Source organism: Kineococcus rugosus (assembly GCF_050871975.1).
Lineage (GTDB): Bacteria > Actinomycetota > Actinomycetes > Actinomycetales > Kineococcaceae > Kineococcus.
On the sequence record NZ_JBJLSJ010000027.1, the window covers coordinates 41200 to 55753 of the forward strand.

Annotated in this window: 13 protein-coding genes; 7 read left to right on the forward strand and 6 right to left on the reverse strand. The window is 74.3% G+C overall.

The window, feature by feature from the left end; translation table 11 throughout:
- Positions 1 to 9 precede the first annotated feature (9 nt).
- Positions 10 to 759: a MerR family transcriptional regulator gene (locus ACRYM6_RS15795; RefSeq protein WP_432543837.1), complete on the reverse strand. Its 750-nt coding sequence runs from the start codon at positions 757 to 759 to the stop codon at positions 10 to 12.
- Between the two features lie 149 nt (positions 760 to 908).
- On the opposite strand from ACRYM6_RS15795, the gene ACRYM6_RS15800 reads away from it, so the two are divergent.
- A complete protein-coding gene (locus ACRYM6_RS15800) occupies positions 909 to 1460 on the forward strand; it encodes a hypothetical protein (protein ID WP_432543838.1) in 552 nt (183 codons plus the stop codon).
- Here the strand turns inward: ACRYM6_RS15800 and ACRYM6_RS15805 are convergent.
- Positions 1438 to 2091, reverse strand: a complete 654-nt coding sequence (locus tag ACRYM6_RS15805) for a PadR family transcriptional regulator (RefSeq protein WP_432543839.1) — start codon at positions 2089 to 2091, stop codon at positions 1438 to 1440. The two genes, ACRYM6_RS15800 and ACRYM6_RS15805, sit on opposite strands and share 23 nt — an antisense overlap.
- A 126-nt stretch (positions 2092 to 2217) precedes the next feature.
- Positions 2218 to 3165: a sugar phosphate isomerase/epimerase family protein gene (locus ACRYM6_RS15810; protein ID WP_432543840.1), complete on the reverse strand. Its 948-nt coding sequence runs from the start codon at positions 3163 to 3165 to the stop codon at positions 2218 to 2220.
- A gap of 279 nt (positions 3166 to 3444) precedes the next feature.
- Between ACRYM6_RS15810 and ACRYM6_RS15815 the strand changes: the two genes are divergently transcribed.
- Genes ACRYM6_RS15815 through ACRYM6_RS15840 form a run of 6 tightly spaced genes read left to right on the forward strand, consistent with a single transcriptional unit; the run spans position 3445 to position 10098 of the window.
- Entirely contained in the window at positions 3445 to 4461 is a 1017-nt protein-coding gene (locus ACRYM6_RS15815) for an HD domain-containing protein (protein WP_432543841.1), read from the forward strand.
- Positions 4462 to 4483: 22 nt separating this feature from the next.
- Positions 4484 to 5566 (forward strand): Gfo/Idh/MocA family protein, encoded by a 1083-nt coding sequence (locus ACRYM6_RS15820; RefSeq protein ID WP_432543842.1) that lies wholly within the window; start codon positions 4484 to 4486, stop codon positions 5564 to 5566.
- Positions 5563 to 6498, forward strand: coding sequence for an MBL fold metallo-hydrolase (locus tag ACRYM6_RS15825; RefSeq protein WP_432543843.1), 936 nt, complete (start codon positions 5563 to 5565; stop codon positions 6496 to 6498). The genes ACRYM6_RS15820 and ACRYM6_RS15825 overlap by 4 nt, the downstream gene beginning before the upstream one ends.
- Positions 6495 to 8072 carry a YcaO-like family protein gene (locus tag ACRYM6_RS15830; RefSeq protein WP_432543844.1) on the forward strand — a complete coding sequence of 526 codons (1578 nt, stop codon included), beginning with the start codon at positions 6495 to 6497 and terminating at the stop codon, positions 8070 to 8072. The genes ACRYM6_RS15825 and ACRYM6_RS15830 overlap by 4 nt, the downstream gene beginning before the upstream one ends.
- A complete protein-coding gene (locus tag ACRYM6_RS15835; RefSeq protein ID WP_432543845.1) occupies positions 8069 to 9376 on the forward strand; it encodes a glycosyltransferase family 4 protein in 1308 nt (435 codons plus the stop codon). Before ACRYM6_RS15830 ends, ACRYM6_RS15835 begins: the two co-directional genes overlap by 4 nt.
- On the forward strand, positions 9373 to 10098 hold the full coding sequence (locus ACRYM6_RS15840) for a PIG-L family deacetylase (protein WP_432543846.1): 726 nt from the start codon (positions 9373 to 9375) through the stop codon (positions 10096 to 10098). Before ACRYM6_RS15835 ends, ACRYM6_RS15840 begins: the two co-directional genes overlap by 4 nt.
- A gap of 376 nt (positions 10099 to 10474) precedes the next feature.
- Here ACRYM6_RS15840 and ACRYM6_RS15845 read toward each other — a convergent pair whose 3' ends face one another.
- The 3 genes from ACRYM6_RS15845 to ACRYM6_RS15855 all read right to left on the reverse strand — a co-directional run bounded on the left by ACRYM6_RS15845 (position 10475) and on the right by ACRYM6_RS15855 (position 14526).
- The gene (locus ACRYM6_RS15845) at positions 10475 to 11629 is read right to left on the reverse strand and encodes a restriction endonuclease (RefSeq protein ID WP_432543847.1); all 1155 of its coding nucleotides are present in this window, start codon (positions 11627 to 11629) and stop codon (positions 10475 to 10477) included.
- 213 nt (positions 11630 to 11842) lie between these two features.
- Positions 11843 to 13729 (reverse strand): helix-turn-helix domain-containing protein, encoded by a 1887-nt coding sequence (locus ACRYM6_RS15850; RefSeq protein ID WP_432543848.1) that lies wholly within the window; start codon positions 13727 to 13729, stop codon positions 11843 to 11845.
- Positions 13730 to 13746: 17 nt separating this feature from the next.
- Complete coding sequence (locus ACRYM6_RS15855; RefSeq protein WP_432543849.1) at positions 13747 to 14526, reverse strand: 3-hydroxybutyrate dehydrogenase; 780 nt, start codon at positions 14524 to 14526, stop codon at positions 13747 to 13749.
- Between the last annotated feature and the right edge of the window lie 28 nt (positions 14527 to 14554).

The window sequence follows — 14554 nt, forward strand, 5'->3', positions numbered from 1 at the left end:
GGGCGGGTGTCAGGTCAGCGCACGCTGCGCGAACACGTCCGCGGCGCGCCGCAGGTACCCCGCCGTCCCGGGGCCGAAGGCCTCGTAGGTCGCGCGGAACCGCTCGTCGTCGACGTACCCCTGCGTCAGGGCGCGGTACGCCGCCGCGTCGGGGGTCCAGAACACCGAGACCCACGCGTGGTGCCGGCGGACCAGCTCCTGCACCGCCGCGTCCTCGACCGCGTCCCCGCGGGCCGCCGCGGCGGCCAGCCCGGCCCCCACGGCCTCGTGCTCGGCCAGGTGGGCGCGCCGCCCCGCCTCGCCCAGCTCCCGCCAGGCGCGCTGCCCGTCCTCGTGGGCGGCGCGGCCCCAGCGCTCGACGACCTCCTCCTCGTACCGGCTCGCGTCGAACCCGTCGAACATCTCCTCCACGGTGAACCCCTCCCCCGTGCCCGGGCCCGCCAGCGTCCGGCGGACCGACCTCACCAGCCGCGCGATCCGCGCGGCCTCGTCCTCCAGCAGGGCCAGGTGCGCGGCCAGCGCGTCCTCCTCCCGCACCCGGGCGGCCAGGACGTCGCCGATCGCGGCCAGGCCCAGGCCCAGCTCGCGCAGCAGCAGGATCCGCTGCAGCCGCCGCAGCGACCCCTCGTCGTAGTACCGGTACCCGTTGGTGCCGGTGCGGGAGGCGGGCAGCAGCCCGATCTCGCCGTAGTGGCGCAGCGTCCGGCTCGTCGTGCCCGCCGCCCGCGCCACCTGCTGGATCGTCCACTCCCGTCCCACGTCCACGACGGTAGGAGTTGACGCAGCGGCAGGGTCAAGGCCCGCGGGGAACTCCCGTTCAAGTGCCGGGGCCGGTGGGCCGACACCATCGCTGAACGGTCGATCACGGACGGATCGACGGACGGATCGGAGGGTGGTACGTCGTGCCGGTGACCCGGGCCCACGCCCTGCTGCCCGTCCTGCCCGCGGACCTGCCGTCGCTGGAGGCGAGCCTGGAGCACCTCGTCGCCGCCGCCGACGAGAGCACCGCCGCGGGCGTGCCCACGACCCTGGTGCTGGCGACCAGCGCCGACCGCGGCGCCGTGGACGCCGTGCTGGCCAGCTGGGTGCCGCTGCTGAACCTGCTCGACGGCGTCGCCCTCACCGTCGAGCACCACCCGGGGGCGGGTTCGCGCGAGGAGCTGCGGTGGCGGTCCGCGCAGGCGCTCGCCGACCCCGCGACGGTGGTCCTGACCACGACGTGCGACGTCCTGGTGGCCCCGGACTGGGTCGTCGGGCACGTCCGGCACCACCGGGAGGGCGCCCGCGCCAGCACCGGGCCGGTGCGCGGGACCGGCGGGACGCACGCGCTGACCGCCAACCTCGCCGTGCGCGCGGACCTCCTGGCCGCGGTGCTCGCCGACCGGCGGCGGGTGCCGCTCGTGCACGCCCTGACCCCGCTGGTGGCGACCCCGCGGGTCACTCTCCCGGCGTCTCCCTGAGGTCCTCGGCGAGGATCGCGAGCAGGTCGCGGCGGGCCCTCTCCAGCACGTCCCCGGCGCGCCGGACGTCGGCCGGGCGGCCGGCCAGCTCGATCTGCTGGTAGGTCATCGCCAGGGCCCCGAGCTGGCGCCGGAAGGCGTGCGCCCGTTCGCGGTCCGGGCCGCCGTCGAGCGTCTCCCACGGCGGCGGGGTGTCCGCGTACTCGCGCTCGACGTGGGCGCGCCCCTCGTCGGTCAGCGTGAACCGCTTGGGGTCCGCGGGGTCGGGGGCGACCAGGCCCTCGTCCTGCAGCTGCTGCAGCAGCGGGTAGACGGACCCGGGGCTGGGCTTCCACTGCCCCTCGCTGCGACGGGCGACCTCGCCGATGATCCGGTACCCGTTGCTGGGGGCCTCGGCGAGCAGGACGAGCACCGCGGCCCGCACGTCCCCGCGCGGGCGGCGGCCGCCGCCGCGGCCGAAGCCCCCGCCGAAGCCCCCGCCGAACCCGCCGAACGGCCCGCCGCCGGGACCCCCGCGGCCGGGCTCGAAGCCGAACCCCGGGCCGAACCCGCCGAACGGCCCGCCGGGTCGGTGCCCCCGGGCGTGCTCGACGTGGCCGCCCCACATCCTCTGGAACCTGCCGCTCCTCATGGCCCACCTCCGCGTCATCGCGCGGCCGAGCGCCTCGCGATGCCTCGACGATATATCGCTATTGGTCGGACGTGAAGAGGTGGGCGCCCACGGGTCCCTCGGCCGCGGACCCGACGCGGGTGCGGTTCAGGACCGCGGGACGGCGACCCGTTCGCGGCGCGGGACGGGCGCGGTGAGGTCGATCGTGGCGGGCGCGCGCAGCCCCGGGAAGGCCTCGCGCAGGAACTCCCGGCTGCGCCGCGCGGCCTCGCGGTGCACCGGGTCGTGGTCGTACAGCTCGACGCTGACCCAGCCCTCGTACCCCGCGGCGAGCACGGCGCCCACGGCGCCGAAGTCGACGTCGCCGTCACCGGGCACGAGGTGGGCGTGCACCCGGTCGGCGATGTCCTCGACCTGCAGGTGCCGCGTGAACGGCAGGTGGCGCTCCAGCGACCCCAGGGCGTCGTCCTCGACGACGACGCAGTGCCCCAGGTCCTGGCTCAGCCACAGGTCCGGGCTGCCGGTGCGTTCCATGACGGCCGCCACCTCGGCGTTCGTCTGGTAGTGGAAACCCGGTTCGGGTTCGATGCCCAGCACCGTGCTGCCACGGGGCAGGCCGGCGGCGTCGAGGGCGTCGTGCAGGGTGTCCAGCAGGACCGCGAGCGCCTCGTCGAACCAGGCGTCCGCCTGCGCGGCGGGGACCTCCGGCCGCCGCCGCCCCGAGGAGAACACCACGAGGGGGACGCCGATGAGGACGCCGGCGCGGACCCCCCGCTGGAGCAGGTCCAGCCGGCGGGCCCGCTCGGCCGGGTCGGGGTCGACCAGGGCCGGCTCGAACGGGGAGTCGCTCAGCAGGTGCGGGTCGCCGGTCGCCAGGCTGCACGCGACCAGACCGGTGCGCTCCAGCGTGGCGCGCAGGCGGTCGGCGTCGGCGGCGCCGAACGTCCAGGGGTCGACGTGCTGGTGGTTCAGGGACAGCTCGATGCCGTCGTACCCCAGGTCGGCCAGGGTGCGGACGGCGTCGCCGACGTCCAGCGAGCGCAGGCCGTTGGCGTTGTAGGCCAGGCGGGTCGTCGAGGGCGGCGTGAGGGGCACGGGGACTCCTGGGTTCGAAGTGGCGCGCCGGGGCGACTCGGCCGGCGTGGTGCCGGCGTGACGGCGGTGTGACGGGTGGCGCGGTGGGGACGTCACGGTGGCCGGTCGCGACGGAACGGCGCGACGGGTCCCCTTCGCACGTAACCACGTCCGGCGCGCTCACGCACCGCGGGTGGACGGGTGAGGATCGTCACGGGGGTTTCGACGCGCGGCCCCCCCGGGCCGCGGGCACAGTGACTGCGTGCTCCTCATCCAAACCGCGGGTGACCGAGGTCAGCGGTGACCCCGTCGCCGACCGCCACCGGGACCGCCACCGGGACCGGCGCGGAACCCGACGCCGAACCCCGCCCGGAACTGCCCGGGACCGACGGCCCCGTCGTCGCCCCCACCACCCTCACCCTCCTGCGGGAGGTCGCCGACGTGAAGCGCCTGCGCGACGCCCGCGGCCCCGGGTCGCTCGCCGACCGCGCCTTCACCCGTTCCTGGCGCCTGCTGCTGCGGGACTGGTCCCCGAAACACGTGCAGCGGCTGGCCCTGCGCGAGGTCGCGCACGCCCTCGTCGCCGCGCGCCTCGCGGGCGTGGACGCCGGCGTGCTGGCCCAGGCCGGCCTGGACCGCGACCAGCGCCTGGACGTGCTGGGACGTGCCTTCGACGCCGTCACCGCCACCGCGCGGGGAGGTTTCGGCGACCTCGCCGACCTGCGCGCGGCCCTGGACCCCGACCCCCTCGACGAGGCGCTGCTGCCCGCGGCGCCGCCGTTCGTCGACGCCCTCGTCCGCCAGCCGCGCGCCGGGGCCACCCACCCCGACCTGCCGCGCGTGGTCGTCGAACCCCCCGAGAGCCACGGGGACCACTGCTTCGTCACCGCCGTGTACTCCGCGCTCGTCGCCCCCCGCTTCGGCGTCGGGCGGGGCACGGCGTTCCTCGTGGCGCTGGCCCACCACCTGCCCAACGGCGACCTGCCCGACGCCGGTTTCGGCGGTGAGGTCCTGCTCGGTGAGCACTACCTGCCCGTGCTGGCGGCCCTGGAGGAACGGTCCCTGCGGCAACTGCCGCTGGGCCTGGCCGGGTACCTGCGCGACCTGCTGCCGCAGCGGGAGACGACGGGCACCGCGATCGGGCGGACGTTCAACACCGCCGACGTCCTCGACCGCGTGCTCCAGGTGCACCACCACGCCCGCGCCGCCGCGTTCACCGCCGCCCAGGCCCTCGACGACCTGGACATCGTGCACCCCGGTGCCGTGCAGCAGTTCCAGCTCGGCGTGCTCGCCGGCGCCGGCATCCCCGTGCGCTGAAAACCCCCGATCGAGGAGTTCCGTGACCGTCCCCGCCCAGCACCCGGCCGAGCCCGACGAACGCACCGGCTGGGTCATCGCCGGCGCGGGCTGGGTCGCCCGCGACCACATGGCCCCCGCCCTGGCCGCCTCCGCCAGCAGCCGCGTCGTCGCCGTCGTCGACCGCGACCTCGAGGCCGCGCGGGCGCTCGCCGCGCGGTTCCCCGGCGCCGTCGCCCACGACGACCTGTCCGCCGCCTTCGCCACCCCCGGCGCCCGGATCGCCTACGTCGCGACCCCGAACCACGCCCACCGCGAGGTCGCCGTGGCCGCCGCGCAGGCCGGTCTGGCCGTGCTCTGCGAGAAACCCCTGGCCGCCGACCTCGACGACGCCGCCGCGCTCGTCGCCGGCTGCGAGGGCGCCGGGGTCGTCGCCGCGACGGCCTTCGACCAGCGGTTCCACCCCGCCCACGAGGTGATGGCCGCGATGGTGGCCCGCGGGGACCTGGGGACCGTGACGGCCGTCCGCATCGTCTACGCCTGCTGGCTGCCGCCGGGCTGGGCGCCGCCGGGCAGCACCACGGGCGACAACTGGCGCGTCGACCCCGTCCGCGCCGGCGGCGGGGCCTACGTGGACCTCGCCCCGCACGGCCTGGACCTCGTCGGGACCCTGCTGGGCGAGGACGTCGCCACGGCCACCACCCACCTGCAGCACCGCGTCCACGACTACGCCGTCGACGACGGTTCCGTCCTCGTCGGCAGCACGCCCTCCGGTGTGCTGGTGACGATCTCGAACTCCTTCAACACCGTGGAGACCCTCCCGCGCCGCCGCCTGGAGATCGTCGGGACGGCGGGGCAGCTCGTCGCGACCGACACCATGGGCCAGGACGCGGGTGGCCGTGTGGAGTTCCTCGACGCGGCCACCGGCGTCTCCCGGGACGTCGAGTTCGACCGGGGCACGTCCCCGTTCGCCGGGGAGCTGCGCGCCCTGGAGGCCGCCGTCACCGGCGGCGCCGGGTGGCGGTTCCCGATGGCGCGCGACCTGCGCCTGCTGCACCTGCTCCACGACGCGATCACCCCGGCGTCCCGGAGCGCCGAACCCCGGACCCTGGAGGCACGAGCGTGACCGGACCCGACGACTCGCACGTCCTGCGCGGGGTCCGCGCCGGCGAGCTCGCCCCGCTGCCCACCCGCGCCCACCGCCAGCACCGGGCCTACTCCTGCACGAACTGCGGGCACTGGCAGCGCTGGTTCGCCCACACCCCGCCGCCGGCGTGCCCGGTGTGCTCGGACGTCCGCAACGAACTGCCCGTGGACGGTTTCCGGTTCCTGCGCGAGACCGAGGTCGACGACCTCGTCACGACGTCGTGGCGCGAGGCCGTCCCCGGCGTCACCGAGTTCTGGTGCGACCCGGTGGTGGGCCTGGGGTCGCACGGCTGGGTCCTGGAGACCGCCGACGGCCTGCTGGGTTTCGAGGCCGCGCCGTGGTACTCCGCCGACGCGCTGGCCGAGCTGCGCCACCGCGGCGGCCTGCGGGTGCTGGCCTCCAGCCACGTCCACGGGTTCGGCGGGCTCTGGCAGCTGCAGGACGAGCTCGACCCGCCCGTCGTGTCGGTCGGGGTCCACGACCTCACCTGGACCAAGGCGTTCCGGGTGACCTGGCCCGCCGACGACCGCACCGAACTGGCCCCCGGCATCACGCTGCACCGCACCGGCGGCCACTTCCCCGGGCACAGCGTGCTGCACGACGCCGACCGGGGCCTGTTCTTCTGCGGCGACTCCCTGAAGATCGACCTCGACGAGCAGGGCAACGCCGCGGCCCTCAGCGCCCACAAGGCGTTCCACGCCCAGATCCCGCTCTCGCGCGCCGAGCTGCGCAGCATGCGCGAGATCGTCGGCGCCCTGGAGTTCGACACGGTGTTCAGCCCGTTCGAGTTCGCCCGCGGCGTCACCACCCGGCACGTCGTCGCGCTGGTGGACCACATGCTCGCCAACCCGCCGTCGGCCTCCCCCGTCCCGATGGACCTGCTCGACCGCGCCGTGGAGGTGTTCGCGTGAGGACCACCCACCGGCTGACCGTCGACCACCCCGTGGAGGAGAACGGCGACCACCGGGCCACCGAGCGGTTCCGCGACGTCCTCGGCGAGCGCGACCGGTTCCAGTTCCCGACCTACCGCCTGGACACCGTGGGGATCCCCTCCTGGTGGACGATCGCCGCCACCGGCAGCGCCGCCTCGGCCGCCATCGGCCACGGCTACGGCGCCACCGACGCCGACGCGCGCCGCTCCAGCTGGGGCGAGTCCGCCGAGCTGGGGCTGCTGCGCCGCAAGGTCGCCACCCTGGAGCACCGCCGCGGGACCCGCGCCGACCTGGTCGCCGAGTTCGGCGCCGACGCCGTGCTCGACCCGCCGTCGGTGTGCCTGGACGCCGGGTCCGCCTGGGGACCCGGTGCCGTGCTGAACTGGCTGCCGCTGCAGCGCCACGGGACCGGTGAACGGGTGTGGGCCCCCGCCGACGTCGTCCTGCGCGACGCCGACGAACTGCCCCCCGGGTTCGTGGACGACCTGCCCCGGCTCGTGACCCGCCACGGCAACGGCCTCGGCGCGGGCGACACCCTCGACCGCGCCGTGGCGCACGGCATCGGCGAGCTCCTCCAGCGCGACGGCAACGGCACCAGGTTCCGCGCGATGGACACCGGCGTCGTCCTCGACCTCGGCCCCGGCGACGAGCTCGTGCGGGACCCCGTGACGCGCGACGCGCTGGCGAAGTTGCGCGCGCAGGGCGTCCGCGTCGTGCCCAAGCTCGCCAACGACTGGTGGGGGATCGTCAACGTCACCGTCGTCGGCGCCGACGACGACCCGCTGCAGCCGGTCATGGTGACCGCCGCCGGGGAGGCCGCCCACCCCGACCGCGAGGTCGCGCTGCGCAAGGCCGTCCTGGAGTTCGCCGCGGCCCGCTCGCGCAAGGCGTTCACCCACGGCGACCTCGACGCGGTGCGCGCCATCAGCCCCGCCGGGTACGTCGACCGCTACGCCGCCGACCCCGCCACCCAGGAGGAACGCGCCCTGCGCGGCATGCTGGGGTGGCTGGAGCGCGACGCCGCGCAGCTGCGCGCGCTGCTGGAACCCGTCGTGCTGGCCGAGCGCAGCCGCCGCCGGTTCGACACCCTCCCCACGTGGAGCGCCCCCGAGGGCGCCGACGAGCAGCAGGCGCTGGCCGCGCACCTCGTCGGGCTGCTGCGCGAGCGGGGTCTCGACGTCCTCGTCCTGGACTGCTCCAGCGGCGGGGGGCCGGACGACGTCGCGGTCGCCCGCGTCGTCGTCCCCGGCCTGGAGGTCGAGATCGTCAGCTACGGCCGCATCGGCGAGCGCGGGCTCACCGACCTGCTGGAGCGCGGGGACGGGCGCACCGGGCTGCACGGCATCGCCGGTCTCGGCGTCCCGGGCCGCGACGGGGTGCCCGCGACCGCGGCCCCGGTCCACCTCACCGACGCCGCGCGCGAGCGCGTCGGCGGCCCCGCGTGGCTGGACCGCGCCGCCCTGGACCGGGTCCTGGGCGACCTGTACCCGCTGTACCGCGAACCGGCACTGCACGCGGCCGCCGTGGCCCGCGCGAAGGGATGGACGGCATGAGGATCTGCTTCGTGAGCCGCCGCTACTGGCCGGCCGTGTCCGGCATGAGCGTCTACGCCGAGAAGCTGCTGGAGGGCCTGGTGGCCCGCGGCCACGACGTCGTGCTGGTCTCGCAGTTCCGCGGCGACCCCGCCGGCAGCGCCGTCTACGGCGGCGGCCCGCCCCCCGCCGACCGCGTCCCGGCGGGCGTGCGGGCGGTGGGTCTGGAGGCCCTGGGCGAGCAGCGGGTCGCCGACGGTTCCGACGCCGACTTCGACGCCGACATCGCGACCATGCGGGAGACGGTGGAACGCCTGCACGCCGAGGAACCCTTCGACCTGCTGCACGCCCAGTACGCCTGGCCCACCGGCATGGCGGTGCTGGAGGCGTCGGCGTCCCTCGGGCTGCCGTCGGTCGTCAGCGTCCAGGGCGGCGACGGGCACTGGGTCGGGTTGTGCTGCCCGGCGCACTCGGTGGGCATCCGCACCGTGCTGGACCACGCCGGGGCCGTCCTCATCGGCTCGCAGACGTTCGCCGACGAGGTCGTGGAGCACCACGGCACCGACCCCGCCCGGTTCGACCTGGTGGGCGGGGCCACCGACACCGACGCGTTCACGCCCGCCGACGACACCGCCGCCGGGACGCTGCCCGCCGACGGGCCGGTGACGCTGCTGTTCCACGGCCGCGTCGACCGCCGCAAGGGCGTCCTGGACCTGCTGCACGCGCTGGCCGCGCTGCGGGCCGAGGGCCGCGACGTGCGGCTGCTGGTCTCCGGGATCGGGCCCGACGTCACCGCCGTGGCCGACCTCGTGGCCGAGCTCGGGCTCGGGGAGGCCGTCGAGCAGCGCGGGTACGTCCCGTACACCGGCGCCCCGGCCGTGTACCGCGACGGGCACGTGTTCGTCTCCCCCACCCAGTCCGAGGGTTTCTCCAACACGATTCTGGAGGCCATGGCCGCCGGGCTGCCGGTCGTGACGACCCGCACCGTGGGCGTCGTGGACTGCGTGCGCGACGGGGAGAACGGCCTGCTGCACGAGGTCGGGGACGTCGACGGCCTCACGGCCGCGCTGCGCCGCCTGCTCGACGACCCCGCGCTGGGGCCGAAGCTGGCCCAGCAGGCGCTGAGCGAGGTCCGCGACGTGTGGTCGTGGCCGGCCCTGACCGCGCGCGTCGAGGCCGTCTACGACCGCCTCGCCGGCACCGCCCCGGACACGGCGTGGACGGCGCTGGAACCGGCCCGGCGGCCCACCAGCACCGGCCGCGGCGTCGAACCGGCGACCGCGGACGCCGACTGCCGGTTCCTCGCCACCCCGCACCTGCTGTGAGGCCCACCCGGGTCGTGGCCGTCTCCCCGCACCTGGACGACGCGGCGTTCTCCGCCGGGGCCCTGCTGACCGGGCTGGCCGCGGCGGGCGCGCGGGTGCACGTGGTGACGGTGTTCACCGCGACCGTGCCCGACCCGGCGGGTTTCGCGCTGGCGTGCCAGACCGACAAGGGCCTGGCCCCCGACGTGGACTACATGGCGGTCCGCCGCGCCGAGGACGCCGCCGCGATGGCGGCCCTCGGCGTGCGGGGACACCACCTGCCGCTGCGCGAGGCCCCGCACCGCGGCTACCACAGCGCCGCGGAACTGTTCGGGGCGATCGCCCCCGGCGACGAGGACTGCCCCGCCGCCGTCGGGGCGGCCCTGGAGGGTTTCCTCGACCTCCTCGGCGCAGAGCACCTCGACGGGCCGGTGGACCTGCTGCTGGGCCCGCAGGGGCTCGGCGACCACGTCGACCACCGGCACGTGCGGACCGCCGTGGACGCCCTCGCCGGGCGGCGGGGGTACCCGCTGGCCCGCTGGGCGGACACGCCGTACGTGCTGCGCCCCGGGGCGTCGGCCCCCACCGGTTCCCCACGCCCGGCGGCGCGGGAGGAACTGGACGCCAAGGTCGCGGCCTGCGCCGCCTACGCCACCCAGCTGGGTTTCCAGTTCGACGGGACCGCGGCGATGGCGCGGGCGTTGCGGGAGTGCCCGGAGACGTTCGACGCGCCGGTGCCCTGAAGAGAACAATACATAATTCCTAGGCATTCTTTGGCCGACTAAGGACGCGAGTCGCGACGGCGATTGAAGAATGCACGTTGGATGGATAGTGAGATTGGCATCCCATGCAACAATAAGCCAGATGTGGCCATGTCGCGCATAACAAAGTCGCATTTGAAATTGACGAAAAGTTTCGGCTTCGACCAGATGTCGCCGAGGGCACCCGTTGACTTCGCGGTGAGCCGAACGCGACCGCCACGGATCTGGCCATCGATTCGATCCGCGATGAACCTATAAGGACTGACGCCGCCTAAGCGCTGCTTAACATTCTGGTCAAAACTGAGCCACGACAGTCGCTGGAGCGACGATCGTAAATATGCAACTCGCAGCGAGCAACTTACTGGTCATTTGCATGAAATAGCTCTTGTGCGACTTCATTGACCGGCTCGGGTTCTCCCTGGCGATCAAAGGTGAACAGCGCCATTCCGACAGTGTCGGCCCACTCTCTGCCTTGAGCCGTATAACCAGAGGCGGAGAAAAACAACAAAGCATCGCCATCGCGAGAAGCGCCACGGAGCTGTTGCAGTGGCGGCCGACCCATGGGCTTGCCATGAAGCTTCACCTGGGCGACTGCGCCGTCCGCCACGATGTCAATGCCGCCGTCCGGCCCGAGCTCTGTAACCTGTACGCCGGTGTAGCCCATGTACTCCATCCACTCTGCCGCCACCTCCTCGGCATCCCGGTATGTACGAATGAAGCGATGGGCAGGTCGTGGTCGTACGGCCATCGGCACAATCTCGACGGGTGGGACATTAACAAAATCGACCGTAGTTGCCACCGCCGAGTGGATTGCTGTCGCGCTGGCGTCCGACTTAGAACGGGGACGTGGGGAGCGTTTGGGTTTATCCGTCCGTCGCTTCGCCTGTCGAAAATAGGGCTTCGAGCTGCCTCGCGATACAGGCATCTGCTGAGCACCTGCAGCAGCCGCAATGGCTAAGGCGTAGGGCAGTTCAGTGAGGGTTATCGACTGACCGCGGCCGAGATCAAGAACGCCGCTTCCTACTGTGGCCCGCAGAGCAGGCGGACCCAACCTAAAGGTGTTGCCCTCCTGTCGAATGATGTAACCCTGACTCACGGCAATAATCAAAACTTCCGCAGTGTCGCCGTCGGTAGGGTAGAACGCTAGCAACCGCTCGTCCGGCCGGACCAGGGAGGAAGCGACCCTTTCGATGACCTGACCGAGATTCGGCGCAACACTGGTCACCTTACTCGATGTTTTGCCGACCAAACTCCAAGTGGTAACGACCGCCAGTAGCGCATCGACCTGTTGAGAAAGAGATGAGTCGGCGGACGCCAAACCGCCGATGTAGGCGGCCTGGGCTTTTTTCCAGGCGTCACCAGTCAGACCATGCACCGCCGCAATTGCAGTCCCCAGCTCCGCGCCATCGAACGTAGAGCGCACTGATTGCTGGACCGAAGGCGGGAACGTCGGACGCATAGGTGGTAGAGAGTTCTGATGATTCGTCGAGCCGAACCAGTCGCGCCAACCCATCCTGACAGGGTACCTAGTGTCAGTGACCGCGTGTAGGCTTCCTTACGAAGCTAGTTACATGCGCTAGGAACTTGAGAGCCGTTCTTCCCGCTTCCCTCAACCTAGTGAGGTCACCTCTAAGCCGAGGCATCGGAGCCAGCGGCCACCTCATTCGGTGGTGGACGCACTTTCACTCGCGAGAGAGAGCGCCGTACATCACTCCGGTGGACTTTTCTATGCCCCGGTGAGGCGGCGCAGCCGCAGCGCCAGCTGCACCTCCAGCGCCCGCTGCGGGGCCGACCAGTCCTCCCCCAGCAGCCGGCCGACGCGTTCCAGGCGCTGGGTGACGGTGTTGACGTGCACCCCGAGGGCTTCGGCGGCGCGGGCCGGGGAACCGCTCGCGGCGAAGTACGCCTCCAGCGTGCCCACCAGGTCGGTGCGGCGGCGCTGGTCGTACTCCAGCACCGGCGCCAGCGTCGCGGTGACGAACCCGCCCACGTCCCGCCCCTCGCCGACGAGGAGGCCGAAGAAACCCAGTTCGCCGGTGTCGGCGGAGTCCCCGGTCCGGCCCAGCGCGACGAGGGTCGCCGCGCAGCGGGCCGCCTCGGCGTGCGCGGTCGCGATCGCGGCGGGGTCGCGGACCGGGCCGGCGCCGCCCGCGGTCACCGGGCCGGCCCCGGCGGCGGCCAGGTCGCGGCGGACCGCCGCGGCCGCCGGCCCGGCGCCGGCGTCGGGCAGGCACAGCACCACGGCACCGTCGTGCGGGCCGGCCAGCCCGCCGCGTGTCGCGGCCAGGTGCGTCGCCGCGGCCAGCGCCCGGGACCGGCCGTGCTCGGGCACGAGGGCCACCACCACGGCCAGCGGCCGGTCCAGGTCGGCGCCCAGGCGGCGGGCCCGCTCCCGCAGCCCCTCGGGGTCGCGGACGGGGGACGTCAGCAGCTCCTCCAGCAGTTCCCCGCGCACCCGGCCCTCGGCCTCGCCGGCCGTGCGGCGGATCAGCAGCAGCAGCGCGGTGACCAGCGCGGCCCGCTCCAGGATCCGCTGGTCGGCCTCGGGCAGCTCCTCCTCGCGGTGCAGGACGAGCCCGCCCAGCAGTTCGCGGTCGACGGTCACGGCCGCGGTCCACCAGTTCCCCTCCCGCACCGTCCGGCCGGTGCTGCGGGCCCGCGTCAGGGCACCGGCGGGGTCGGGCGGCAGCTCGGCCCCCTCGCCGTCGCAGCGCCTCCCCCGGCCCTCCGGGTCGAGGACCGTGATGGAACCGCCGAGGGTGTCCCGGACGGCGGCGGCGACGTCGTCGACGCCCCCGCCGTGCAGGACGACGTCGATGAACCGGTCGTGCGCCCCGGCGGCCCGCTCGACCGAGGCGGTGTGCTCCCGCAGTTCCCGGCTGGTCGCCGACAGCTCCTCCAGCGCCGCCCGCGTCTCCTCCAGCAGGCGGGCGTTGTCCAGGGCGATCGCGGCGTGCGCGGCGAGGGAACCGAGCAGGGAGACCTCGGAGCGGTCGAACGTGCGCGCGGTGCGGTCGGCGGCGAACAGCACCCCGATCACCTGCGACCCGCGAACCAGCGGCACGCCCAGGATGGCGACCAGCCCCTCCTCCAGGACACCGCCGTCGATCTCGCCGGTGTGCCGGAACCGGTCGTCGTGGAAGTAGTCGGCGCAGGCGTACGGGGCCGCCGTCTGGGCGACCAGACCGCCCAGCCCGGCGCCCATCGGCAGCCGCAGCGCCTGGAACCGGGCCGAGACCGACCCGTCGGTGACCCGCATGAACGTGTCGCCCCGGGCGGGGTCGTTGAGCGTCAGGTACGACACGTCGGTCCCCAGCAGCTGGCGGGCGCGCCGCACGATCGCGGTGAGCACCGAGTCGACCCCGCGCAGGGCGGCCAGGTCGCCGGCGGTGTCGAACAGCGCGGACAGCTCCGACTCGCGGCGCCGGCGGGCGGCGAACGCCTCCCGGACCTCCAGGGCGAGCAGCTTCGCCCGTTCCAGCTCGGCCAGGTCCGCCGCGTCGGCCCCGGCGGCGCGGGCCCGCACCAGCGGGCGCTCGTACTCGATGGCGGCGGCGTCCTCGAGCAGCAGCTCGAGGAACTCCGCGGCACCGGTCCCGGTCACGGCGGGCATTCTCGCCGGTGCGCCGGTCAGTGCGCGCTCCAGCCGCCGTCCATCACCAGCGACGTCCCGGTGACGGAGGCGGCGGCCGGTGAGCACAGCCAGGCGACGGCCTCGGCGACCTCGGCGGGCTCGATCAGCCGCTTCACCGCGGCCGGGGCGAGCATGACCTGCGCGACGACGTCGTCCTCGGACATCCCGTGCAGCCGGGCCTGGTCGGCGATCTGCCCCTGGACCAGCGGCGTGCGCACGTAGGCGGGGTTCACGCAGTTCGACGTGACGCCGTGGGCGGCGCCCTCCAGCGCGACGACCTTCGACAGCCCCTCCAGCCCGTGCTTGGCGGTCGTGTAGGCGGCCTTGTAGGCCGAGGCCCGCAGCCCGTGGATCGAGCTGATGTTCACCACCCGCCCCCAGCCGCGCGCGTACATGTGCGGCAGGGCACCCCGCAGCAGCCGGAACGGCGACTCCAGCATCAGCCGCAGGACGAGGGAGAAGCGGTCGGCGGGGAACTCGTGCACCGGCGCGACGTGCTGGAGGCCGGCGTTGTTCACCAGCACGTCCACGTCGAGGTCGAGGGCGTCCACGGCGTCCAGGTCCGACAGGTCCACCACCAGCGCGGTGCCGCCCACCTCCTGCGCCACCGCGCGCGCCGCCTCGCCGTCCCGGTCGGCGACGACGACGGCGGCCCCGGCCTGCGCCAGGCGCACGGCGCAGGCGCGGCCGATGCCCGACGCACCGCCGGTGACGAGGGCACGGCGCCCGCCGAGGGGTTCGCCGGTGGGTACGCCGGGGGGTTCGCTGACTGCCATGCCGCGACGCTAGAGGCCCCCCGCGGGG